Raw genomic sequence first — 25,433 nt, forward strand, 5'->3', positions numbered from 1 at the left:
ATGTGTCTAAAAAGCTGATTCACACTAGTTAATCAATTGAGCCAAAAATTTCATCTAACTACAGTGGGCTTTATGTATGAATGAATAAAAAGCTGACTATCGATATGTGCGAATATTGCACAATCGAAGTCAGCTAAATTACTCTTTATCCCATAACAATAGACTTCCACGTCTGTTCGTTATGCTGAAGTTTTTGTGTCGCTACCTTCATCGAGTTCAGTGCCATCTTCAAGAAGCAATTTCGGTTTTTCTTTATCCGTAATTGTTTTTGCCGTAATGATACATTTTTTCACATCTTCGCGTGAAGGTAGTTCGTACATTACTTCAAGCATTGTTGACTCAATAATTGAACGAAGACCGCGTGCACCTGTTTTTCGTTCAATTGCTTCTTTTGCAATTTCAGAAAGAGCACCTTCATCAAACTCAAGCTCAACACCATCTAGTTCAAGCATTTTTTGATATTGCTTAGCTAGTGCATTTTTAGGCTCAGTTAAAATTTGTACAAGCGCAGCCTCGTTTAATTGTTCTAGACTTGCAAGTACTGGTAATCGACCGATGAATTCTGGAATTAGACCAAATTTCAACAAATCCTCTGGAATCAGCTTTGCCATAATTGAGCTTTCATCCATATCAATTTTGTTTGGATCTGAACCGAAGCCAATTACTTTTTCACCCTGACGACGTTTAATAATGGATTCTATTCCATCAAATGCTCCGCCTACAATAAATAAGATGTTTGTCGTATCGATTTGTAAAAACTCTTGGTGAGGATGCTTACGACCACCTTGAGGTGGAACACTTGCAACAGTTCCTTCTAAAATTTTTAGAAGCGCTTGTTGTACGCCTTCACCAGAAACATCACGTGTAATAGATGGATTTTCAGATTTGCGTGCAACTTTATCGATTTCATCAATATAGATGATTCCTTTTTCAGCACGCTCGATATCGTAATCTGCGGATTGAATTAATTTTAATAAGATATTTTCAACGTCCTCACCAACATAGCCAGCTTCTGTAAGTGAAGTAGCATCTGCAATTGCAAAAGGAACGTTTAATATACGTGCCAATGTTTGGGCCAATAAAGTTTTACCGCTACCAGTTGGGCCGATTAACACAATGTTCGATTTTGCTAATTCTACATCATCAATTTTACTATTCGTATTAATGCGTTTGTAGTGATTGTAAACCGCAACTGCTAAAGCTTTTTTAGCACGTTCTTGTCCGATTACATAGTCATCTAAAATCGTTAAGATTTCTTTCGGTTTTGGAATATCTTGGAATTCAATTTCTTCTTCAACGCCCAGTTCCTCTACAACGATTTCTGAACAAAGCTCGATACATTCATCACAAATATAAACACCAGGACCTGCCACTAATTTACGTACCTGTTCTTGTGGTTTTCCACAGAATGAGCATTTTAAATTGCCTTTTTCATCATTAAATTTGAACAATATGTTTCACCCCTATTCAAGCAACAATCTTACAAGATTATTGAATCATTATCAAATAAATTGTCTGCATCTATTTACACCATGGCATTTAAGATTCCAGATTTCAAAAAAGTTTCGACATTCATTGTACCACAAAGATGCCCATTCATTCACTTGTATCATCAACATGTGACGTTCTGACTTGTCACGTTTTAGCTCCGCTAGTGATGAGCCTGAATTCCGCTGATCAACTGTATCATGCATAACTGACTGATTCTTCAGAAACCTCTAGCGACCAGGGAGCTTTTATTTTCCAAGCTCTCTGACCCATGCCATTTGTCGGCAGTACAACTTAAGTTACCCGAATGAAAACTTGCCATTTTTTAAAATCTATTCTATTTGCCAGAGGCTTAACTTCATTCAGAGGAGGATGTATTTCGTAGTTCCTCATTTGGAAGAATTGAGACATCAATAAACTTAAGTCTTTTCTCTACTGAATAAAGTTAAATTTAGCATCGTGTGAAAAGTCAAACAATACTATGTATTAGAGAAGTGTAAGACCTTTGCCTATCCCCTTTTCAAAAAAGTATTTCCTTTTGGAGTATGCTCTTTGTGGTGAAGGTAGTCGTCATATTTATCATATAATTAATCAAACTAACTCTAAAGGGGAACTCGCTGAGCCTAAATAAAAAATATGTGATAAAACAAGGCACGGTTTAATGCCGTACCTTGTTTCATTTTTCTATCCAGTTACAAAAAAATCCTATTCAGTAATTTTAGCGTTTTCTACTAAAAATTCAACTGTTTTTTGAATTTTAATGTCGTTTTCAAGAACTGCTGTACCGCCTAAAGCTCCAGTAATTTGGTCTTTAGTCATGTTAAATTGAGCAGTCATTTTTTCTAATTCAGCTTCAATATCAGCTTCAGTTGCTTCAATTTTTTCAGCTTCAGCAATCGCTTCAAGTGTTAAAGATACACGTACACGGTTTTGAGCTTCTTCTTTCATTTGTCCACGTAAATCTTCTTCTGATTGACCTGAGAATTGGTAGTAAAGGTCTAAGTTCATACCTTGCATTTGTAGACGTTGACCAAATTCTTGTAACATACGATCAGTTTCAGAGTTAATCATACCAGCTGGCACTTCAAATTCTGCATTTTCAGCAGCTTTTTCAACTAATTGATCACGAAGTGCTGCATCAGATTCAGCTTGTTTTTGCTCAGCAGTTTGCTCTTTGATTTTAGCGCGTAAAGCTTCGACACCTTCAACTTCTGGGTCTAACTCTTTAGCGAATTCATCGTTTAATTCTGGAAGAACTTTTGTTTTAACTTCTTTTACAGTTACTTTGAAAGTAGCTTCTTTACCAGCTAATTCAGCTGCATGGTATTCTTCTGGGAAAGTAACAACTACGTCTTTAGATTCACCAGTTTTTACACCTACAAGTTGCTCTTCAAAGCCTGGAATGAATGAGCCTGAACCGATTTCTAGTGGATAGTCTTCACCTTTACCACCTTCAAATGCTTCTTCACCTACGAAACCTTCAAAGTCGATAGTAGCTGTATCGCCTTCTACGATAGCTTCATCTTCTTTAATTTCAAGTTCTGCTTTACGAGCTAATTGGTCTTGAATTTGTGCTTCTACTTCTTCGTCAGTAACATCTACTGGAAGTTTCGCAACTTCTAAACCTTTGTACTCACCAAGTTTTGGTTCTGGTTTCACAGTTACTTGAGCAGTAAATGAGAAATCTTTACCGTGTACGAAGTTTTCTGTACCAGAAATTTCTGGGTAATCAACTGGCATAATACCAGCTTCATCGATAGCTTTCGCATAAGAATCAGGAACGATGATTTCTAATGCATCTTGGTATAAAGATTCAATACCAAAACGTTGTTCAAACATCTTACGAGGCATTTTTCCTTTACGGAAACCTGGTACGTTAATTTGTTTTACTACTTTTTTGAACGCTTGGTCCATTGCTGCATCTACTTCTGCAGCAGGTACTTCGATTGTAAGAGTACCGATATTACCTTCTTGTTTTTCCCATTTTGCTGACATGTATAAATACCTCCAAATAAATAATCAAGTTTAATGTTAGACAATTCATTCGTTACTACGATTTTGACAACCATTTTAGTATAACATAGATGCGTATAGTTTCAACTTATTTCATACTTCATGTAGTTCTGTTAGTTTTTCTAACATTTGTAAAAATCCGATGATTTCATAGTCCATTTCCTGTACTTTTCCAAGCATAGATTGTACAAAGTCAATATAACCATAGGCTATATCATCAGCTTCGAATGATTGCCATTCAAACGGAAATGTCACAATGGCATGCTTCGCCATTAAATATTGTACCATTTCCAACGTCGATGGATCTTGCTCTAATTTATTTTCTATTATTTTTTTTACTTCTATATATTGAGGCAACTGATTTGGTAAGACTAAATTAATTGGATTAATAATCTTTGTTTTATTAAATTTGGAGACAGTAATATCTATTGACACTTCTTGTTCAACTAATAGAATTAGTGCTAAGCTCTGAACAAATGGATGGATTGTTGGACATTCAATAATATCTTTTAATGCTGTTTTTAATTGCCGTACATTCGTTTCCATTAAGCGATGCAGTCGAATAGATTGTTCGTCTGGTGTTAAAGCACTAAATTTCGAAAGTTCATATTCTTGGTCTTCTACCAATCGGTTAGCATCCTCTTTTTTTTGGAGGTTCCTTGCTACCTCTTGGTTCAAACTTCTTAAGCGTTCAAATTTCTCAAGTTGATCTTCGGGAAGCACGTTTTCTTCCATTAATGTCGTAATTAATGACTCTACTTGATTGTATTCTTTTAACTGCATACATACTGTAACGTACAGTTCCATTACTTCCACATACAATGTCGTTCCCATAGCAAATAATTGCTCACAAACATTTTTAACTTTATCGTATGCTTTTAATTCATATAAAGCATACGCATAGGCACTTAACGCAATTTCATCTCCAGCTTCATATAAGAACGCTTTTTCAAAACTTGCTACAGCCTCTTCATATTGATAATTTTCCGCATACATATGTCCTTCACGTATTAATGTTTGAACAGCACCAGGAAAAACAACAATATTGTCATGTTTGATAACATGTCGTTTTCGCTTTGTCATTTTTCTCACCTCTTTACCACGATTTTACGCATTCGTTCTATATGAACCCTCACCACAACAATGCATTTCATATTTTGTAATAAATTGTATTATAATGAATAATATCTCTTTCATTTATTACATACAGGCAGCCATCTTAGCTTCTACTGTATTTTAAAAAAGTTCTTCACAAGGAGTGGAATACATGCAATTAATGGATACGGTTAGTGAATTTGATAGTAGCATCTCTCCTATGTTTGAGGCACTATCAATTCAAGTTGTTTCGTTTTCTACAGCGGACGGTCCCCATCAGAAGGATTGTCCTATTGAATTCAACATACTCACACGGACAAAGATTGATTTATACATGCAAGAAGCCATTACACATATTATAAGTATTCAAGGTCACATTCCTGGCTCCATTTCACTCGGACACCAACATGAGTCACTTTTTATTATTCCCCAAAGTGTCCACATTGAATGCAACTATAAACTTCTAAGTATCGACATAAAAGAAATGCAACAAATCTTACAACATTCTCAACCAAAACTTCATTATAGTGAATGGCTCATCGATGCCATTAAAAATGCGAATATTCTTGTAGAATTAAAAACCAATCAAAATACCTTTACGGAATGGCCGCTTGCTATAAAGTCAACCGTTATATCATAACGAGGATGGGACATACTTAAATAGGTATGTCTTTTATTGTGCTCTCCATTAATAAGTCTATCCCTTTTCGTTGCTTGTCTATCATATCAACTTTCTCTTACTTCTGGAATTCCTATTGTGAATATACTCCTATATCACTAGAAAACTTCACCAATCAACAAATTTAACTTTGAAGCGTTATAATAAAAAAGACCGTTCCTTATAAGCATTTTTAGTGTATCTTCGAATTGGTAAAAGGATGAGTAATCACCAAAGAATAAAAAATGCTTTACTAGAGAATGAACTTTACTTCGGGGGAATTACATATGGATATCAAAAATACATTACAATCATTTTCAACAATGACTTATTCAGCGCGACAACAATTTATGGTACAAAATGGCGATTGGATGTTACAAGAAATGTTAACACACATTGGTTCACCAGATACAGAACTACGAGACAAATTAATTTACCGTACTTTTATTGATATACTTAGCGACAATTTGCTGAGCACCGAACAGATACAGTATTTATTTGATACTGCAATAAGCGACGATTTTTTATATTTAAACATAGGTGAAGAAATGACGGATAGTGTCTTCACTCGTTCGTTTTCCGCTTTACTTGTAGCAAGTATTCTTGCAAAAGATGCTGAGTTACTGATTTTACATGATGATCGTCTACAAATTTTCTTTCAAAAGATTGGCCGCTTTTTATTATTGGAAAAAGATACGAGAGGTTATGTTCAAGATAAGGGTTGGGCGCATAGCATTGCACATGGTGCAGATTTAGCAGCAATGACGATTAAACACCCTAAATTTGATCTACAACATGCGCCGTTAATTTTGCATGCATTGAAACTTGTTACTTGGAAGGATATTGTCTTTGTCAACGACGAGGAGGAACGCCTAATTAATATTATTGAAGCGTTATTAGATCGTAACTACTCCGAGGAAGCGTTAATAGAATTTGTTGAACAAGTATTTGATAAATTTGAAATGCATTTAGTGACACAAGGCTATAACGATGCCTTTTTCAGCGGACGTACATGCACATTGAATGTAATGAAAACATTATATTTTGCATTAAAAATGAATAACCTAGCCCCAAAACTTCAAAATACTATCTATGGACAAGTAGCAAAATGGTTAAAGCTCGGCGCTTAGAAATCTGGCGCGAATAGGAATTTCACTTTCTTTCTGCTTCGAACATTTATTTTCTTCTCTATAGCCAAAAATAGCAAACCAGGGATATCCTTAGTTTGCTATTTTTACTTTTCGGATAAAATATATTGAATACAATATATGGAAGTGTGTTATTATATTAACATAATTAATAGTAGTTTCCGAAATATCCCTTTCCAATCATCCCTTACATTGAAAGTTTATCCTGATATATCCACAATTCCACTTTTCATAATTTCATTTTTTAAAAAAACGCAACAAAAAAGCATTGAACATCTTAATTTCACGGCGACTTTATTACAAAAAGACGTCTAAAATGTGAAATGATATTTTCACAAAAAAAACTATTTACATAATCAAAGATGAGAAACTCAGTGTTTTCAACGTTCTAACAGTGTTTATTATATTAAACACAAAAATACTAATATTGAAATAACGATTTTTGTTCAAAAAATGTTCATATTCTTCCCTACTTTATTATTAAAAATATAAAAAAATAATTTTTTTTTTGTAAAACGGGCGTATAATCCAATGTGCAAACAACAACATTTGTGTCGATCGATTATGACACATTGTTTAAAAATCGATTACACAGATTAATGCTTTTGCGAACGCTTGCACTAGACCAATCAAATATAGATTCAATATTCAATGTTTCATAATGAACCATGCCATTGTAAGTATTTCTGATTATTTGATTGGTACAACAACTAAAAGAGGTGACCTTATTACCCACTATTTGTAAATTCGAATCAACCATATAAACACATGAAATTTATGAATAGCCGTTTTATAGAAAGGAGTCAAACATGAAGAAAAAGTTAAGCTTAATGTTTCTTGCATTTGGTGCGCTTGCAGTTCTTGCTGGCTGTGAACCCCTAACAATCTTTGATCCAAAAGGGCCAAATGCCAAAACATTATCAGACACAATTATTTTATCCATTATTACAATGGCCTTTATATTACTAGTCGTGTACGTGCTTTTAGCATTTATGCTAACAAAATACCGTGCTTCTAAAGCATCTGCCGATTATGAGCCTCCTCACGAAGAGGGTAGTCATCTACTTGAAATAATATGGACAGTTATCCCTATTATCATAGTGGCATTCTTAGCAATTGTTACTGTAAGAACAACAAGTACTGTAGAGGCAACACCAGATGGTTATGACAATAAAGAGCCACTTGTTATTTACGCATCATCTTCTAACTGGAAATGGCATTTTAGCTATCCAGAACAAGGGATTGAAACTGTAAACTATGTAAATATCCCAACAGACCGTCCAATTGAGTTCAAACTTTACTCTTTCGGACCAATCACAAGTTTCTGGATTCCGCAATTAGCTGGTCAAAAATATGCGATGAGTGACATGTTAACAACTATTCACCTTGCTGCAGATGAGGTTGGTTCATACATGGGCCGTAACTCTAACTTTAGCGGTCGCGGTTTTGCTGAAATGGAATTTGAAGCGCAATCTATGACACAAGAAGACTTCGACAAATGGGCATCTGATGTAAAAGCAAAAGAAAAACCATTAACAGAAGAAAAATTTGATGAACTATTAAAAGCAGAACACGTTGGTCGTTCAAGCTATTCATCTACACACTTAGAATTTAGACCTGCTCCAATGGAACACAGTGAACACATGAAAATGGGCGACATGGATCATAGTGACATGAACATGTCTGAAAAAGAAATGGATCACTCTAAAATGGATCACGGGAAACAATCTGAAGAATCACATTCACATTAATTTTTACACCTGAAAGGAGCGCATCCAATGAGTATGGAAGAAGTATTCCATCCTATGCAAGAACCGATGATTTTAGCGGCAGCTATTAGTATCGTAGTTGGAGCAGTGGTTATTGTAGCTGGCCTTACGTATTTCAAAAAATGGGGCTATTTCTACAAAAACTGGCTATCAACTGTTGACCATAAAAAAATCGGTATTATGTATATCGCTGTAGCACTTTTGATGCTATTCCGTGGCGGTATCGATGCACTATTAATGCGTGCACAAACAGCAGTTCCTGATAATGGACTTCTTGATGCACAACACTATAATGAAATTTTCACAACACACGGTTTATTAATGATTTTATTCATGGCTATGCCATTCGTAATTGGTTTAATGAACGTTGTTATCCCACTGCAAATTGGTGCACGTGACGTTGCCTTCCCACGTCTGAATGCAGTCAGCTTCTGGTTATTTGCAGCTGGTTGTGGTTTACTAAACCTATCATTTATCATTGGTGGTTCACCTGATGCTGGTTGGACAGCTTACTTCCCACTAGCTGGGACAGAATTCAGTCCAACTGTTGGGAACAACTACTATTCTTTAGCTTTACAATTATCAGGGATTGGTACGTTAATGACTGGTGTTAACTTCATCGCAACAATCATTAAAATGCGTGCACCTGGTATGACATTAATGAAAATGCCAATGTTCACTTGGTCAATTTTAATTACAAACATTATTATCGTATTTGCATTCCCAGTTTTAACTGTAGCACTTGCTTTAATGATGTTAGACCGTCAATTCGGTACTCAATTCTTTGCAATGCAAAATGGTGGTATGGATATGCTTTGGGCCAACCTATTCTGGGTTTGGGGACATCCTGAGGTTTATATCGTTATCCTACCTGCTTTCGGTATCTTCTCTGAAATCATTGCTACATTTGCACGTAAAAACTTATACGGCTATAAATCAATGGTTATGAGTATGGTCGTTATTTCATTACTATCATTCTTAGTATGGGCCCACCACTTCTATACAATGGGTCACGGTGTAATGGTAAACAGCGTATTCTCTATTACAACAATGGCAATCGCTGTTCCAACAGGGGTTAAAATATTTAACTGGTTACTCACAATGAGACACGGTAAAATTCAATTTACTACTCCTATGCTTTATGCACTTGGCTTTATTCCAATCTTCACAATTGGTGGGGTTACAGGGGTAATGCTTGCAATGGCAAGTGCCGACTATCAATATCATAATACGATGTTCTTAGTTGCCCACTTCCACTATGTATTAATTCCAGGTACAGTATTCGGTGTACTTGCAGGTTACCATTACTGGTGGCCAAAAATGTTCGGTTTCCGTTTGAATGAAAAACTAGGTAAAGCTGGTTTCTGGTTCATCGCAGTATGCTTTAACGTAACATTCTTCCCTCTATTCATTTTAGGTTTAGATGGTTACGCTCGTCGTATGTACACTTACTCTGAGTCAACTGGTTACGGTCCATTAAACATGCTGTCGTTCATCGGTGGTATCGGTCTTGCTGTCGGCTTTGCGTTAATCGTATATAACATTTACTACAGCTGGAAACATATGCCTCGTAATGAAAAAGCAGATGTTTGGGATGGTCGTACGTTAGAATGGGCTACTCATTCTCCAGTACCAGAATATAACTTTGCAGTAGTTCCAACTGTTACTCGTTTAGATGAATACTGGTTCGCGAAAAAAGAAGGTCGCGATATTACAGCCGGTAAAATTGAAAAGATTCACATGCCTAACAACACTGGCACACCATTCTGGATGAGCGGATTCTTCTTCCTTGCAGCATTCTTCGCTGTATTTAATCTATGGATTCCAGCCATCATTAGTATGATTGGTGTATTCGGCTTCATGATTCACCGTTCATTTGAAAAAGATCATGGTCGATACATTTCAGTTGAAGAAGTTATGGCAACTGAGAAAAGCTTGAGAGGTGATAAATAATATGAAAATCGATTCTTCACTTCCATTAGAATATAGTACAGAAGAAAATCGCCTGAAAATTTTCGGTTTCTGGGTTTTCCTTGGCGCCGAAATCGTATTATTCGCCACACTATTTACAGTGTATTTCACACTTCAAACACGTACTGGTAGTGGCCCAAATGGCGCTGAGATTTTCGAATTAACACCAGTATTATGGGAAACATTCTTATTATTAACAAGTAGTTTCACAATTGGTCTTGGTGTTCACGCAATGCGTATTGGCAATAAAAAAGCGATGATGGCATTTTTCATCATCACACTTCTATTAGGTCTTGGCTTCTTAGGCATTGAGATTGATGAATTTATCACATATGTTGATGAAGGTGCAACAATTCAAACAAGTGCATTCTTATCTGCATTAATGACTTTACTTGGTACGCACGGTGCCCACGTAACATTCGGTTTCTTCTGGGGCGTTGCAATCTTAATCCAAGTAGCTGGCCGTGGTTTAAACCCACAAACGGCTAACAAAGCATTCATCTTCTCACTGTACTGGCACTTCCTAGACGTTGTTTGGATTTTCATCTTCAGCTTCGTCTACTTGAAAGGACTGATTAGCTGATGAAGGAATTATTCCCAAAACAACACGTGATGGGCTTCGGCTTCTCACTATTACTAACAGTTGTTGCTTTAGCTGTTGTAAAATTTGATATGTCATTTAACATGGCATTTGGTATTTTACTTGTAACTGCTCTTGCACAAGCAACTGTACAATTAGTATTATTCATGCACATCGGTGAATCTGAAGACAAGAAAACGTTATATACGACGATTTTATATTCAGTGTTCGTAGGTGTTGTGACAATCCTAGGTACATTATTTGCAATGATCTGGGGCTATAATTGATAAAAAAGCCGAGAAAATGATATCATTTTCTCGGCTTTTTCTTTTTCTATTTTTTTCAACATCAAATCCTTCTACTGTCACCCCCCTCCCCTTGCGCCAAGATGAGTTACTATGGACGTCCATTGAAGAGAGTTACTATTGATGTACCAATTTCCTTGAGATTAATCATGAGTAAGAAGACTTATAAATAAAGGTATACGTTAGGTATTTACTATTATTTTAACATTGAATTAGCACTGTTTTTTAAATAACGAAACTTTTACTATTATTGTAATGTATACTAGTAGATATTGTTTTTACCAAGAATAGGAGCTGAAAGTATGAACAAATTTTTTAAAGTTTTAAGTGTTGGCGCACTAGCACTTACACTAGCTGCTTGTAATAGTAGCGCTACACCAACGAAAGACACAACTAAAACAAGTAAACTCACTTTAGAACAAGTGTATGAAAAAGCGGTAGAACGCCAAGCCGACGTTAAAAGCGCAAGTGCAAAAATGGAGATGACTCAAGAATCCAAGGTTGGATCAGGTGAACAATCTATGGAGTTTAGCATCGATTCGAAAATGGATATGGATGTAGTTACCGATCCAATTGCTATGCACTTATCAGGCACAATGACAATGCCAGATATGGCTGATGAAGGCAAAAATACAGAAATGCCGATTGATATGTACATGAAGAAGGATCAAGGCTTTTTCATGAAAGATGAAGCATCTAAAAGCTGGTTTAAATTACCCGACGACCAATTTGATGCAATGATCGAACAAACAGCATCATCTGCAGACGCTAAGGCACAATTAGAACAGCTTAAAGACTTTATCGGTGATTTCAAATTCGAACAAACAGATGATTCATATGTCTTAACTTTAGACGCTAAGGGCGATAAATTTAAAGAACTGATCGATTCTGAAATTAACAAATCAATGAAAGATATGGGTCTTGAAGAAAATCCACTTGATAAATTAACAATCGATAAAATTCATTACATTCTACAAATCGATAAAAAGACTTTCGATACTAATAAAATGGATATGAATTTCGATCTAAAAATGAAAGTTGAAGATCAAGAACTATCAATGAAAACAAAGTCAGTTGTGACATACACTGATTTCAACCACTTAAAAACAATCGACATTCCACAAGAAGTTATCGATAAAGCAAAATCAATTGCACAGTAAACAACATAAAAAGAATCTGCACACTTTATGTACGCAGATTCTTTTTTATATTTGCGTCAAGCGTATCCTGAGACTTTAAAACGGCATATACGTTTTATTCCCCTGAAGTCCCGTAATCTTTAATCGTTATGTTGACCTCACACTGAATCGGTACCCCGCTAAATATTTGATCCCAATCTTTCTTTACCTTTTCCCATACTTTAGGATACTCTATTCTCAATCTTGTCCCAAATCCTGATACGTCCGTTTGATATTCATGTTGTATCTTATCTAAAACATTCTTTACCAAACGTTCTACCTCTTTTTCAGTAGCCTTTTCTGCTTTTTTCAAAAACTTATTGTCAAATGTTTTCTCTGAAAGAACCCAATGCTCAGCAATCCGCCCTTCAGATTCGATTTTCACATTAAATGAGATATTTTCTCCATCAACATGCGGTATAATTTTACTTTTCGTTGAAATTATTTCATATATAATCGGCTGATCTGTCTCTTCATAAAAACTTGTTACTAAACCTCCTTTGCCCTTTCCAGTTATCCACGTTATACCCTCTAATTCTTTTCCCGTAAGAAAACCTCTTAGTTTTTTTGTCTTCCCTTCTATCACAGCTGCACCGACAAACTTTATTTCATCGTTCTCTGAAACTACACTCTGCAACAAAAAACTGGCTTCTGAATATAATTTTCCCTCTAATTTTGCAAATGTCATCGGTGGTATTATCTTAGTAGTTTTTTTATGTCCTTTCATCATCTCAACTAGTTGAAAGGCAGGAATTTTAGATGGTTCGTTCGATTCAAGAATATTACTTGCATGATTTTTAGCGATTAGCAGAAGCGCACTTGGTCTCATTTCTAGTTCCCTTAGAAAAAAATCCATTGTTTGCTTTAAATTGAATGTACTTGCAAAATCCTCTCCTATGACAATAACCTTTGAATGTTCTGCAAAGGCACGTTTGTCGTTTTTTAGTATCATATTACGTAAAGTAGGAAGAACCGCATCACCGGTTTCTGAAACGTTTTTATAAGCTTGTTGTTTTTTACCTTCTTTTGGACCGGAACCAGTTGTCTCCGAGGTAACGAATTGATTCGTAATCGTAATCAGCTCTTTGTTAGAGTTCCTAGCTTCTTGTTCCTCCGATTCCTCCCTAGAATTAGTATCTGTTTCTAAATCTAACGAGGTACCTACAATAAGACCCAAATCTTCAATTTCTTTACTGCTCCAACACCCTGTAAGAAGTAGAAGTATAAAAGATAACAGCAAACCTAGTTTAAATCGTCCTTTCATATAGTTTAATTTCATGTTTTCCCACCCTTCAACCTCAAAATAATAAGTAAGATTATGGGAAGAACACCAAATAAAAATAATGCAGTATTGCCAATCATATTGCCGAACTTAAAGAGGTCATTGATATTTTTAGGCGTCATAGAAATAATGTAAATAAGCGGTAGCAACCCGAATATAAAAGGTTGTATGTTCTTTTTAAAGAGTTGAGCTAACCCTAATGCAGCGGCAAAATAGGTAATAGTAAAGGTGGCGAATATTTGCATGATCCATATCACGAGCAAAAAAGACTCAAATCGTTCAAAGATTAGCCCCGGAATTTCAAAACTTCGCATAAGTTCTAATGTAGGCCATGTTCTCGTGACAACTCCCTTAACACTTAAAGCGCCTATTACCATTACAACAGTGATGACATAAAAAATTAAGGGAATCGTTAAACCGACAAGAACGACTTTTACTGCTTTCGTTTTCTCTGACTTCTTCATAAATGCAACAAGCAGTAGCATAATTTCAGGACCTAAAAATGCGAGAGTTGCTGTCTTTACTCCTTTTAATACTGGCATAACACCCAACCCTAATACCGGACGTAAATTGTCTATTTCAAATATTCCTAAGCTCAAAAAAGCCACCAATAAAAAGAGTACAAATGTGATAGGAAAAATTATTTCAAATAGTCGAGCAATCCCGTTGATTCCGCTACTAATCAAATAGAGGCCTATCCACATAAAGGGCAAAATGATAGCCCAAGTTGGTGTTCCTTCGAGCAGAAAGAGTGAGGTTACTTCTGCCATTATCCTGACTTCAAATGCTGAAATTGTAAAGAAATAGACTATTATAAGCAAACTCAAGAAGCAACCTATCCATTTCCCTACAATATCTTGGCTATACTGATAAAAGGTTTTTTCAGGGAACTTTTGGCTTAATTTCACGATAATTAAGCTTGCAATTATCGCAATTATTCCCCCTAGAAAAACACTAATCCATACATCCGGTGTTTTCACCTTTTCAACAGATGTTCTCGGCAAGGTAAGTATTCCTGTAGCCAAAATATAATTAACGAGGATAACAACTGCTTGTGAAGGCGTAATTTTGTCTTGTGAATTCATCATCATGCCAGTTAATTTCCTTTCCTAGTGACTAATCCTGACGGCTAGAATCTTTTGTATGCAACATCTTCGGACGACGTTTCATCATCATAAGTGGCATACGAACCATAAAGTCTTTCCAATCACTCGCTCTATAAGGAACCGTCGGACTAACATAAGGGATGCCAAAACTCTTCAATTTCACTAAATGGCTACAAAGAAGTAAGAAAAACAGGATAACCCCATATAAACCAAATAAAGCAGCAAAAAACATTGCTACGAAACGAAGCATGCGCAATGAAATTCCCGCGTTATATTGCGGAATAGCAAAGGAAGAAATAGCCGTTAACGCAACAACAATTACCATAATGGGGCTAACGATCCCTGCTTGTACAGCAGCTTCCCCAATAACAAGCCCGCCGACAATTCCCATTGTAGGGCCAATAGGTTTAGGCAAACGAAGCCCAGCTTCTCGTAGAATTTCAATCGCTACTTCCATAATTAGTGCCTCTATGATTGCAGGAAACGGTACACCTTCCCTTGTTCCCATCATTGACAATGCTAGCTTAGTTGGAATTAACCCCTGATGAAACGAGACAAACGATATATATAAGGACGGTGCAAAAAGCGTAATAGCTGCAGCTAAATAACGTAATAGTCGAATGAGTGTACTTGGCAACCATCGTTCATAATAGTCTTCTGGTGATTGCAATAACATACTAAATGTCACTGGCACGATTAATGCAAAAGGTGTCCCATCTAATAAAATTGCCACTCTTCCTTCCATCAAGGCAGCAAAAACACGGTCTGGACGTTCCGTATTCTGAACTTGTGTAAAAGGACTGAGATAATTATCTTCTATTAATTGCTCTACATAGCCCGATTCCGCAACATCATCAATAGTTATTGATTGAATCCTTTTCTTTACCTCTTCGATCAAGTTCGGATCTGCAATCTCTTGAATATAGGCGATAACCAATTCTTTTTTTGTCCGTTTACCTACCTGGAAATTGATAATGGATAAATCACTATTTTCACCATGCTGTCTCAAAAGAGCTGTATTATCACTTAACGTTTCTGTAAAGCCTAATCTTGGACCTCGAACCAATGCTTCCGAGACCGGTTCTTCAAAATTGCGCGATTTCCCTTTGACCGTCCCGAGCATTAATACATTGGGTATTCCATCAATTATCAAGGCGGTCGCCCCTAATAATATTTTGCCTACCGATTGCTTTACATCATACTCTTCTGTTATATCGCTAACGGAAAGAACTTCATTTTTAATAAACGTCTGTAAAAAGACTCCTTTTTCATAAATAGACTCCTGCTCATCTTTCTTTAAAACATTCCCCATTAAAGATGCCAAAATATGTTTATCAATCAGTTCTTTATCTGACAGCCCATCAAGAAAAATAATGGCTGCTCGAATATCTGTGTTCCCTATGTGAAACTCCCTAACATGCACATCCCAGTTATGGCCAATCTCATTCTTTACAAGTTCAACATCTAAGTTGAAATCACCCGTATAATGATCATAGGACCCTTGGGAAGACTTCTGATGTTCGAGCTCAACCTTTTGGTTAGTTTGATCGTTTATTTCCTTCATTTCATCTTCATGCGTCTTTTGTTTAGATACTATTCCATTAAACAATTTGAAAATAATATAAGGAATGAAAAATACAATAAAACCTTGCATAAATACTTTCCATTCTGGAATGTAGGATAAGATTTTTCCCCACATATTCATCACCCTTTTAAGCTGTTAATAAAGCGAATTACAGCTTCACGATTTATATAGTTCCATCATTATCTATGCAACAGCATTTTAAACTTATTTCATTAACATTTTCGCTTGTCATGAATAAAGCTGTATCGGCTGTGAAAATCCTTTTTACGGTAAACAAAAAAATCTTTCGCCATTGTTGTGCAAAAGATTTCTGTTGGTCATCACTATTCATTTTGAACTAGTAATAAAATACATTAAAATATAGTTCTAGATATGTTATGGTATATTATCTACAATGCTATTTTAGAAGGTGGAAAACATGCTAGAAGTAAGTGAAAGTAAGTTAGCACAATATATTATACATTTTATTGATGATACTCTCGTGTTAGGTGAGGAATCATTATCACAGCCAGAGGTCATGCTAGAGGCAGCTTTTACACAGCTAGCGTTTAGCAAAATCGATTTGGAACAGCAATTCGAATTTTTTCATGAAACAGATATTGGATTAAATGAGGTGTACACATATGTGAGGGCAATTTTTGATCAAGAGACTAGTTTCCTTGAACAATCAATCAACATTGCAAAACACTTACATAGTGTATCTCAACATCCTAACATTAAAAGTGGCGAATTATTTATTGGACTATTTGACAATTGTTTTCTAGCTACAGAAGCTAAAAAAGTAATCGCCATCGTTAAAATTGATGAAAAAGAAATGTTTTTAGATGTAAAAAACGACCACAACAAAATGGTCGTCAATGGCATTGATGGGATTAATGTAAAGAAAATCAATAACATGGCCATTATCGTAGATATGGGAACGGATGAGGCTCCTGCTGTCTTTATGAAAACGAAAAGGAAAGAAGATATTATCTACTGGCAAGAACGATTTTTAAAAATACGAGCCGCTGATGAACATTACTACAAAACGAATTTAGCGTTAGTAGAATGCAAAAAATATATTTTAAAAGAAGAGAACTTTACGAATACTGAAAAACTAGGGCTTTTAAATAAAACGCTTGATTACTTTAGAAATGAAGATGAATTTCAAGTAAATGATTATATTGATACGGTATTTGAACATGCGGAGCCAACACAGAAAGATATTATTATCAATTCGGTAAAACCTTATGAAACCGTTATTTCTGAGAGCGCACTTGAAAAGGCTGAGAAAAAATATAAACGCAAAATTAAACTTGATTCTAATATTGAAATTCAGGTGAATGTCCAGGATATCGAGCAAGTGGATGAACTAATTGAAGTAGGCTATGATGAATCTACAAATCGAAAATTCTATAAGATTTATTTCCATGAAGAACTATAATTAAGTTTTAAGAGACTTTCCAAGTTGTCAGGGGAAGTCTCTTTTTTGCTCCTCATCATAGCGTGCGGTTGATTTCCCTTCGGGGGCGTCCGGAGGCTTTAGCTTCTTTCAGCGAATGATTGGACACCCGCTGAGAGAAGTTAAAATACACCTTAATTAGTTTTACATTTCTGGAGCTTCCATACCGAAATTTGCCCACTCCTCTTTAGCTGGACCATAAATGCCTGGGACAGTTAATCCCGCCTGTCGCATAAGAACTGTCATTTGCCCTCGATGGTGATTCTGATGTTGAATCAAAAACATTAACAGTGTACCAATTCGCATTTCTTGACCGAAAAAATTGATGGGCTCGTGAAGGGTTTGATCAGTCCAATTTGTTTTTACCGCTTCCACAAACGCATGATTAGCTTGGGTATAGCTATCTGCAATAAATTGTGCTGAAGTAGGAACAGGATAATCTTTAGATGGAGCATCAAATGATAAACTTGTATTTGAAGTAATGATGCGAATTGCAGTAACTGTATGCCACGCAATACGTCCTAAAGTCCAATGATCAGATGTTATTTCCTGTTTAAGAGATTCATCAGTTAGATTGTTCAATAACCTCTTTGTACAATTTACTTCGAACGCCCAAGACTTAAAAAAATCATTTAAACTCTGATACATAAAAAATCCCCCTCTTTTCTAAAAAGCGTCGATAACAGAAAAGCGCTCTCATCGTAAAATATTAGTAGAGCTTTTCAATATAATTGTTTATTTCTTTTTGATTTATCGATCCTTTTATCGTGTGCAATAATTTACCTTTAGCATCAAATATAAAAGTTGTTGGATAAGCCATTACTTCAAATGATTTTTGAAGTGTACCATCTAAATCAAGAAATATAGGAAAATTCAAATTGTATGACTCTTGAAATTTCTTGGCATTTTCACTACTATCTTTAGAAGTTGCATTGATCGCTAACAACTCAACATTATCTGGTTTATTATTATAAAAATCTCTTAATTCAGGAGCCTCTTCTTGGCATGGGTCACACCAAGATGCCCAAAAGTTAACAATTAGAACCTTTCCATTGTATTCTTTAAATGTTGTTGATGATTCGTCTAATCGTGTTAATTTCGCATCAAAAACAAGCTGTTTTGATCCATCTTCATTTTCTACTAGTGGATTAACTGTTTCTTCTTTTATCAATACATTTTTCACAACAATTCCTACAAGTAATATGACTAACAAAGCTGAGAAATACAAACCTAAACGCTTTTTAAACTGCATAAATGATCACCTAATACCCTTTTCTTAAAGTTCCTAGATTGAATTTCGATAAGCTAACATTAATTTTTCTTTAGCTTTCTGACCAGCCAATCCTGTTTTTAGTAATTCATCAGATGTTTGATGATCTAAAGTTTTGGTAAATTGATTTAATAGGTTATCTATCAAAACATCGGGCATCTCGCCTGTGCTTTGATCTGTATCTTGTCTCTTTGGTAATTTGATTTCTTTAATCATTACTCTTTCGCCATTCAATTTTGTTACATAATGACGAATATAACCATCTTCTTTTTTAATTTCATATTTTGCTTTGCTTTGTTTATTTTTATCTAAAAATAAATCTGGAGATAGTCTATTTAGTTGATCTTTTTTTATCGTATTTATGTAATGATTATTTGTAGATTGGATCCTCACCCTCTTCCCCCCTTTCATTCGTTATTTTCATATTATTTTACCATTATATAAATAGATTACCATTTTAACCAATTTAATTGAATTGGTCTACTCTCTATAAATTGTAGTAGCTATCCAGTTTGTTGATGAGAATCATGCGATGGAAAATTTCCCACATAAAGATTGACATCCAAATTTGTCCAATGCTATATTTACTAATGCAGTAATTTACTAAATTACTAAAACTTTAACAAAGGAGGATGCAATTAATGAAAATACCTACACATTTAAAGCATAAACCTGTAATTGTTGCTGAAAATTATGCCAATATTGACGGGCGTACCGCTTATCATACAGATGCGCAAGGGCTGTCACTAGGCTTAGCTCAATGGAATGACCGAGGCAAGGTTGATATTTCGGCTAAAGTGTGGCGTCATACAGGAGGTAAATGGTCACGTCAATCGGAGGAATTACCACTTCATCGCGTGCTTGACCTCGCTATTTTAGTATGTGAATCTCAGCTTCATTTTAAGGAAGCTTATCGCTACGATCATTTATATGATGAAGAAAACCCTGTTATTAAACGTGTTGGCTTACAAGGGGATGCAATGACAGTGGAAGTATGTACGGAAAATGAACAAATTAAAGAGGATATTCGGCTCTTTAGTCAAGCTTTAAGTGCGGATAGTGAACTAATTGGTGAACGCTTGAGTACGCTATCACATCTTTTAAAGGAAATGGGTTATTAAAACCCAAGAGGGGATAAAAATGGACCAACAAATTTTACATGATGATAAGAAACTGCAAAAAGCTTTTTTTAACTTTTTAATCCCGGTAATGCTCGCGAATGTGCTGCAGTCACTAGGGCAAGTCTTTGGCATGTTTATAGTTGGGCGCAATTTAGGGGTTGATGCGCTAGCGGCAATCTCTGCATTCTTTCCATTCTTCTTCTTTTTAATGGCATTTGCTATTGGGATTGGCTCAGGTAGCTCGATTTTAGTAGGGCAAACATATGGAGCTGGCAATCATGAGAAGATGAAGGAGGTTGTTGGGGTAACCCTAGCCTTTACGACGATTTTATCAATTGTTGTCGCAATTTTTGGTGGCTTTTTCATTGAGTGGATTTTACGTTTTATGCAAACACCTGCTAACATTTTAGATATGAGTATTAGCTATGCTCAAATTTTATTCTTCACTCTACCGATAATGTTTTGGTATTTGGTGTACACAACCTTTATGCGTGGTGTCGGTGACTCTAAAACACCATTTCTATTTTTAGTTATAAGTGTTATTCTAAATATCGCATTCCTTCCACCATTAGTTTTTGGCTGGCTTAGTCTGCCTGAGTTTGGCTTAAACGGCGCTGCTTATGCCTCTGTTTTGTCCAATCTGGTAACAATGTTATTATTATTTGCCTACTTGCATAAAACAAAGCATATTTTGCGCTTAGACAAATCGATTTTACAGCATTTTAAATTGAAGAAGGATATTTTATCTTCACTATTAAAGTTAGCCATTCCAGCAAGTATTAGTATGGTTGCAATTTCTGTAGCAGAAATTGCTGTAATAGGCTTCGTGAATGTTTACGGCTCCGATGCCACTGCAGCATATGGTGTTGTCAATCAAGTCGCTAGCTATGCACAGGTGCCAGCAATGAGTATTGCTATTGCGACATCTGTATTTGTGGCACAAGCTTTAGGGGCTAACTCTACAGATATGATTAAAAAAATTCGTCAATTAGGTGTGCTCGTTAACTATATTTTAGGTGGCGCGATTATTTTAATAATGTATTTATTTGCGGAACCTATTCTGTCTTTCTTTATTGATAAACAGGATACAGTATTGATCGCCAAGGATTATTTATATATCGCGTTTTGGAGCTATTTAATTTTTGGCCATACACAAACCGTTTCAGCTACAATGCGAGCTACAGGCGTTGTCTTATGGCCTACTATTTTCCTAGTCATCGCAATTTGGGTAGTCGAGGTACCATTGGCGTTTGTTTTATCGCACTACACTTCATTCGAGCTAAACGGCGTTTGGATTGCTTACCCTACTGCCTTCTGTGTACATTTTGTATTACAATACGCATACTTCAAGCTAGGCTGGCAAAAACGAACATTAAAAGCAATGCTCAGCGAGTAATTTACGATAGTGTCTGTAGACAAAGTTATATATTAACTTTGTCTACAGCAATTTTATAAAGGTGTTTGGGGTAAACAAAAATTGTTGATCTCTCATTATTTAAGCTTGATCAGGTGGAATTACTCCCCAAATAAGTAGGAGGAAGAATACTAACCCAATTAAAAAGAATATTAGTGAAGTAATAAATATCGGACCTATTTGATAAGTGAACTGTTCTCTTTTCATAATTATGCCTGTTTGCCCACTAGCTTGAGATGCAAATAATCTAGACATAGCTCCCCCACTACTTGAAAAGTAAAAAGTACCCCCAGCAAAAACTATACCCGTGAAAAACATTACCTCGATAAATCTTACGGAGAAAAATGAAGCAATAAAATACGTAATTAAAACTTCTACAATAAATGCCACTATCATAATTATCAAATTTTTCCCGCTCATATAAATCCCCCCTTCTTCAAAGTTTATGCTTCTTACTCTGTATACGATTGAAATTGTATTAGGTTCCAAATTTTAGCTTATTAACCAATCATTTTTTCATTACAACACTTCATTTTTTGCATAAGAAAAAGGCATCCTAATGAAAGGATGCCTTTTTATGGTTACATCATTAAAATTAAAGTTTTACGATGTTTGTAGCTTGAGGTCCACGTTGGCCTTCTTCTACTGAGAATTCTACTTTTTGACCTTCTTCAAGTGTTTTGAAACCTTCACCTTGGATAGCTGAGAAGTGAGCGAATACGTCATTTCCACCTTCTACTTCGATGAATCCAAAACCTTTTTCTGAGTTAAACCATTTTACTGTACCTTGTGCCATTTTGCATGACCTCCATTAATTAAATTTACGTAAAATCATTTTTCTTCAAAAGAAAAAATTCACATATTACAAAAAGCATCAAACAAAACACGATTACTCTTTGTAATATGTGAATTTATTGTTCTCTTGAAAACGATTTTATTATCTTTACTATATAAGAAAAAATCGTATTTGTCTAGTGTAAATACAGACTTTCTTAATATTAGTCTCTCACTTACCTATTTCGTTACTAAAATAAGTTCATTAACTAAGTATATGTAAGCCTTTTTAGATCAATGTAACTCGTTAGTTGAACAAACTAAAACCATGCGCTCTCTGTACAAAAGACTTCTGCTGAAAGAAGTTAAAGTGTCTCATAGATAACTTGCCCCATTTTAGTGACATCATAATCTCCTAGTGCGTCTATTTCTGATTGGAATTCTGGTGAATTTAAAATTTCTTTTACCGATTCAATCAGCAGATGGTTTTCAGGTGTTTTTAATAGGACAATATCATAGCGTTCTCTAATAAGTGGTATAAAGTCAACCTCTATGAGTTTTGATATTTTTTCAATACCTATTCCTATGTCTGCATGGCCATTTGCGACAGCAGAGGCTACATCAATATGACTCATTTCCTCTTCGTTATACCCTTCTATTGAGGATGGAGATATGTGATGCATACGTAATTGTTCATCTAGAAAAGTACGGGCACCCGAACCTTTTTCACGGTTCATCAATTTTAATGATTTAGTCTTAAAATCCTCCATTGATTGAATTTGCAATGGATTTCCTTTTTGAACATAAAAGCCTGCTCGGCGAGAAACTAGATTGAGCAGAATATAAGAGTGACTGACAAAAATCTTTTTTAAATAAGGTGTATTATAATCCCCTGTATCACCATCGTACAAATGTAAACTTGCAATATCACATTCCCCATTATACAGCGCCATAACACCATTAAAGCTACCTTCATGAGAGCGCAATACTTTATTTGATTGTTTTTTCTCTATATATTTTCCTAATAAGTCTAAGGCTAAATCTTGTCCGCTTATAATAACTTTTTTAGTTTTTGTCGAAGGAGTAGTCATGGCAGTAGATGAAGCAGGAGTAACTCCTGTCTTGCTCTTTTGTATATATAATTGTAAATCAGTTCTATCGACACGCATTTGTCGGCCTACACGAAAAATAGGTAAGTCTCCCTTTTTCACTAAATCGTAGATCGTTAATTTTGAAACCTTTAATAGTTGAGCCACCTCTTCAATCGTATAGGAATGTTCATGTGACATGTAAAAAATCTCCCCTTCTGCTTCTATTGATACTATAGTAACTTAATTATAATATTTTTGGACCATCAACAAAACGTGTGGTTGATCTCCGTTCCGACTGGGCGCTTTCCTGGGGCGTCCGTTGAGCCGCTTGGGCCAACAGATGTTTTTTGCGCGAAAGCGTCGTGCTAACGGAGCGGCAGCAGCACCGATGTTGGTCACGAAGGCGTTATCACAGGATGTGATGTTCTTAGCCTTCGTTCCCCTATCGCTAATCCCCAAGGAGTCGCCCAGCCTCCACTTCAATCAACTTATTTACATAGTATACGTTTAACAAAATTCCTCTACAACTTTAGGTGATGAACCATATTTTTTACATCTTGAAAGTTTCTAGTGATTTGGTATTCCTTTTTTAGACATAACTAATTATAATTAGTTATGTCTTGTTATAACGAGTTATAAAAGGGAGTATAATCAAAGTGAAAAAGTATTATAGTTTAATAGCTTCATTGTTACTACTGATCGGCATTTTAGCGAGTTGTGGTAGCCAAGGAAGCAACAACAATACAAACAAACCCGTTGAATTAACAATTTCCGCAGCAGCTAGTTTGCAAGATTCATTAGAAGAGCTTCAAAAAGCCTATGAAAATGAACACGATCATATTAAAATCACATTTAACTTTGGTGGCTCTGGTGCTTTACAGCAACAAATTTTAAAAGGTGCTCCTGTGGATCTTTTCTTTTCAGCAGCAGAAGACAAATTTGATGAATTAGTTCGAGAAGATTTAATCGACAAAAAACAAGGAACAGACCTTTTAGCGAACGAATTAGTATTAATCGTTCCTAAGAAAAATGAAAAACATATTCAATCATTTGAAGACTTAACGAAAATTGATACCATTGCCGTTGGTACACCTGAAACAGTTCCTGCTGGCAAATACGGTATAGAAACATTGAAAAACATGAAACTTTGGGGAAATATAGAATCAAAAGTAGTGTATACAAAAGACGTACGACAAGTTCTTACTTATACGGAAACTGAAAATGTTGATGCAGGTTTGGTTTATAAAACCGATGCCCTTGTATCAGAAAAAGTCGATATCGTTGCTACAGCCAATGAAGATACTCATACACCTATTATTTATCCTGTAGGTGTTATCAAAGATAGTAAGCATATAAAAGAAGCGGGCGATTTTTATCGCTATTTACAAAGTGATCAAGCGATGAAAGTATTTAAGAAATACGGCTTTCAAGGAACCCAACAATAGATGAGTACGGATTTCTGGTCACCGCTTAAGCTTTCTATCGAGATAGCACTTGTGTCAGGAATAATTGTGATAGTAGCAGGTATTGTCTTTGCTAAATGGATGGCAAAACGCAATTTCAAAGGAAAAATATTTCTAGAAACAGTGTTACTTTTACCATTAGTATTACCCCCTACTGTAGTAGGATTTCTTCTAATTATTATTTTTGGCAAAAACAGTGTGCTAGGTAACTTGATAACATGGCTTTTTAACCAACCAGTTATGTTCACATGGTGGGCGGCGGTCATTGCTTCTACGGTTGTTGCATTTCCTTTAATGTATCAATCAGCAAAGACTGGCTTCGAATCTGTTGATAAGGACATCGAAAACGCTGCACGTGTTGATGGTGCTAACGAATGGCAAGTCTTCTTCTTTATTTCTATCCCTCTTGCATTAAAATCTATTGTCTCTGGTGGAATTTTAAGTTTCACACGAGCTTTAGGTGAATTTGGTGCAACCTTAATGTTTGCTGGAAACCTCCCAGGTAAAACGCAAACTACCCCACTTGCTATTTACATGGCGATTGGTTCGGGTAACATGTCACTCGCTTGGTCATGGGTGATTTGTATGATAGGTATTTCCTTTCTTATGCTGTTGTGCGTTCATCACACGAAAGCATAAAGTACTCTTCCCTACTAACTAGGATAAATATAATAAAAGATG

Annotated in this window: 24 protein-coding genes; 12 read left to right on the forward strand and 12 right to left on the reverse strand. The window is 35.6% G+C overall.

The genetic code is table 11. The features are described 5' to 3' along the window. Positions 1 to 179: 179 nt before the first annotated feature. The 3 genes from clpX to MOK21_RS04520 all read right to left on the reverse strand — a co-directional run bounded on the left by clpX (position 180) and on the right by MOK21_RS04520 (position 4,584). On the reverse strand, positions 180 to 1,451 hold the full coding sequence (gene clpX, locus MOK21_RS04510) for an ATP-dependent protease ATP-binding subunit ClpX (protein WP_249072775.1): 1,272 nt from the start codon (positions 1,449 to 1,451) through the stop codon (positions 180 to 182). Positions 1,452 to 2,193: 742 nt separating this feature from the next. Continuing rightward, positions 2,194 to 3,483 (reverse strand): trigger factor, encoded by a 1,290-nt coding sequence (gene tig / locus MOK21_RS04515; protein WP_249072776.1) that lies wholly within the window; start codon positions 3,481 to 3,483, stop codon positions 2,194 to 2,196. Positions 3,484 to 3,594: 111 nt separating this feature from the next. Further along, positions 3,595 to 4,584, reverse strand: coding sequence for a CDC27 family protein (locus MOK21_RS04520; RefSeq protein WP_249072777.1), 990 nt, complete (start codon positions 4,582 to 4,584; stop codon positions 3,595 to 3,597). A gap of 184 nt (positions 4,585 to 4,768) precedes the next feature. Here MOK21_RS04520 and MOK21_RS04525 point away from each other — a divergent pair, with 184 nt between their 5' ends. The 7 genes from MOK21_RS04525 to MOK21_RS04555 all read left to right on the forward strand — a co-directional run bounded on the left by MOK21_RS04525 (position 4,769) and on the right by MOK21_RS04555 (position 12,187). Continuing rightward, positions 4,769 to 5,236 (forward strand): hypothetical protein, encoded by a 468-nt coding sequence (locus tag MOK21_RS04525; RefSeq protein WP_249072778.1) that lies wholly within the window; start codon positions 4,769 to 4,771, stop codon positions 5,234 to 5,236. A gap of 305 nt (positions 5,237 to 5,541) precedes the next feature. Further along, on the forward strand, positions 5,542 to 6,384 hold the full coding sequence (locus MOK21_RS04530) for a DUF2785 domain-containing protein (protein ID WP_249072779.1): 843 nt from the start codon (positions 5,542 to 5,544) through the stop codon (positions 6,382 to 6,384). A gap of 827 nt (positions 6,385 to 7,211) precedes the next feature. Continuing rightward, positions 7,212 to 8,153, forward strand: coding sequence for a cytochrome aa3 quinol oxidase subunit II (qoxA, locus tag MOK21_RS04535; protein ID WP_249072780.1), 942 nt, complete (start codon positions 7,212 to 7,214; stop codon positions 8,151 to 8,153). A 27-nt stretch (positions 8,154 to 8,180) separates the two neighbouring features. Continuing rightward, positions 8,181 to 10,124 carry a cytochrome aa3 quinol oxidase subunit I gene (gene qoxB / locus MOK21_RS04540; protein ID WP_249072781.1) on the forward strand — a complete coding sequence of 648 codons (1,944 nt, stop codon included), beginning with the start codon at positions 8,181 to 8,183 and terminating at the stop codon, positions 10,122 to 10,124. Between the two features lies 1 nt (position 10,125). Further along, positions 10,126 to 10,725, forward strand: coding sequence for a cytochrome aa3 quinol oxidase subunit III (qoxC, locus tag MOK21_RS04545; protein ID WP_249072782.1), 600 nt, complete (start codon positions 10,126 to 10,128; stop codon positions 10,723 to 10,725). Next, on the forward strand, positions 10,725 to 11,009 hold the full coding sequence (gene qoxD / locus MOK21_RS04550; protein ID WP_249072783.1) for a cytochrome aa3 quinol oxidase subunit IV: 285 nt from the start codon (positions 10,725 to 10,727) through the stop codon (positions 11,007 to 11,009). The genes qoxC and qoxD overlap by 1 nt, the downstream gene beginning before the upstream one ends. A gap of 320 nt (positions 11,010 to 11,329) precedes the next feature. Then, a complete protein-coding gene (locus MOK21_RS04555; protein ID WP_249072784.1) occupies positions 11,330 to 12,187 on the forward strand; it encodes a DUF6612 family protein in 858 nt (285 codons plus the stop codon). 94 nt (positions 12,188 to 12,281) lie between these two features. On the opposite strand, the gene MOK21_RS04560 is transcribed toward MOK21_RS04555, so the two are convergent. From MOK21_RS04560 to MOK21_RS04570, 3 genes are read right to left on the reverse strand one after another with little or no spacing between them, the layout of a single operon-like run. After that, positions 12,282 to 13,484 carry a Ger(x)C family spore germination protein gene (locus MOK21_RS04560; RefSeq protein ID WP_249072785.1) on the reverse strand — a complete coding sequence of 401 codons (1,203 nt, stop codon included), beginning with the start codon at positions 13,482 to 13,484 and terminating at the stop codon, positions 12,282 to 12,284. Beyond that, positions 13,481 to 14,578, reverse strand: coding sequence for a spore germination protein (locus MOK21_RS04565; RefSeq protein WP_249072786.1), 1,098 nt, complete (start codon positions 14,576 to 14,578; stop codon positions 13,481 to 13,483). Before MOK21_RS04565 ends, MOK21_RS04560 begins: the two co-directional genes overlap by 4 nt. Before the next feature lie 25 nt (positions 14,579 to 14,603). Further along, positions 14,604 to 16,157 (reverse strand): spore germination protein, encoded by a 1,554-nt coding sequence (locus tag MOK21_RS04570; RefSeq protein ID WP_483869390.1) that lies wholly within the window; start codon positions 16,155 to 16,157, stop codon positions 14,604 to 14,606. A 439-nt stretch (positions 16,158 to 16,596) separates the two neighbouring features. On the opposite strand from MOK21_RS04570, the gene MOK21_RS04575 reads away from it, so the two are divergent. Further along, positions 16,597 to 17,601, forward strand: coding sequence for a nucleoid-associated protein (locus MOK21_RS04575; protein ID WP_249072788.1), 1,005 nt, complete (start codon positions 16,597 to 16,599; stop codon positions 17,599 to 17,601). A gap of 162 nt (positions 17,602 to 17,763) precedes the next feature. Here the strand turns inward: MOK21_RS04575 and MOK21_RS04580 are convergent, their stop codons facing one another. The 3 genes from MOK21_RS04580 to MOK21_RS04590 form a co-directional block, all read right to left on the reverse strand. Beyond that, on the reverse strand, positions 17,764 to 18,267 hold the full coding sequence (locus tag MOK21_RS04580) for a DinB family protein (protein WP_249072789.1): 504 nt from the start codon (positions 18,265 to 18,267) through the stop codon (positions 17,764 to 17,766). A gap of 61 nt (positions 18,268 to 18,328) precedes the next feature. Beyond that, positions 18,329 to 18,871, reverse strand: coding sequence for a TlpA family protein disulfide reductase (locus tag MOK21_RS04585; RefSeq protein ID WP_249072790.1), 543 nt, complete (start codon positions 18,869 to 18,871; stop codon positions 18,329 to 18,331). 33 nt (positions 18,872 to 18,904) lie between these two features. Beyond that, positions 18,905 to 19,282, reverse strand: a complete 378-nt coding sequence (locus tag MOK21_RS04590) for a hypothetical protein (RefSeq protein ID WP_249072791.1) — start codon at positions 19,280 to 19,282, stop codon at positions 18,905 to 18,907. Positions 19,283 to 19,530: 248 nt separating this feature from the next. Here MOK21_RS04590 and MOK21_RS04595 point away from each other — a divergent pair, with 248 nt between their 5' ends. Beyond that, a complete protein-coding gene (locus tag MOK21_RS04595) occupies positions 19,531 to 20,010 on the forward strand; it encodes a DUF6530 family protein (RefSeq protein WP_249072792.1) in 480 nt (159 codons plus the stop codon). Between the two features lie 19 nt (positions 20,011 to 20,029). Further along, entirely contained in the window at positions 20,030 to 21,406 is a 1,377-nt protein-coding gene (locus MOK21_RS04600; protein WP_249072793.1) for an MATE family efflux transporter, read from the forward strand. A 99-nt stretch (positions 21,407 to 21,505) separates the two neighbouring features. On the opposite strand, the gene MOK21_RS04605 is transcribed toward MOK21_RS04600, so the two are convergent. The 3 genes from MOK21_RS04605 to MOK21_RS04615 form a co-directional block, all read right to left on the reverse strand. Next, on the reverse strand, positions 21,506 to 21,844 hold the full coding sequence (locus MOK21_RS04605) for a hypothetical protein (protein WP_249072794.1): 339 nt from the start codon (positions 21,842 to 21,844) through the stop codon (positions 21,506 to 21,508). 175 nt (positions 21,845 to 22,019) lie between these two features. Continuing rightward, a complete protein-coding gene (locus MOK21_RS04610) occupies positions 22,020 to 22,220 on the reverse strand; it encodes a cold-shock protein (protein WP_248716720.1) in 201 nt (66 codons plus the stop codon). Between the two features lie 343 nt (positions 22,221 to 22,563). Then, complete coding sequence (locus MOK21_RS04615; RefSeq protein WP_249072795.1) at positions 22,564 to 23,487, reverse strand: helix-turn-helix transcriptional regulator; 924 nt, start codon at positions 23,485 to 23,487, stop codon at positions 22,564 to 22,566. A 458-nt stretch (positions 23,488 to 23,945) separates the two neighbouring features. Between MOK21_RS04615 and modA the strand changes: the two genes are divergently transcribed. Continuing rightward, a complete protein-coding gene (gene modA / locus MOK21_RS04620) occupies positions 23,946 to 24,734 on the forward strand; it encodes a molybdate ABC transporter substrate-binding protein (protein WP_249072796.1) in 789 nt (262 codons plus the stop codon). Then, positions 24,735 to 25,391 (forward strand): molybdate ABC transporter permease subunit, encoded by a 657-nt coding sequence (gene modB, locus MOK21_RS04625; RefSeq protein ID WP_249072797.1) that lies wholly within the window; start codon positions 24,735 to 24,737, stop codon positions 25,389 to 25,391. Positions 25,392 to 25,433: the final 42 nt, after the last annotated feature.

The organism is Lysinibacillus sp. BPa_S21 (assembly GCF_023337795.1).
Classification (GTDB): domain Bacteria; phylum Bacillota; class Bacilli; order Bacillales_A; family Planococcaceae; genus Lysinibacillus.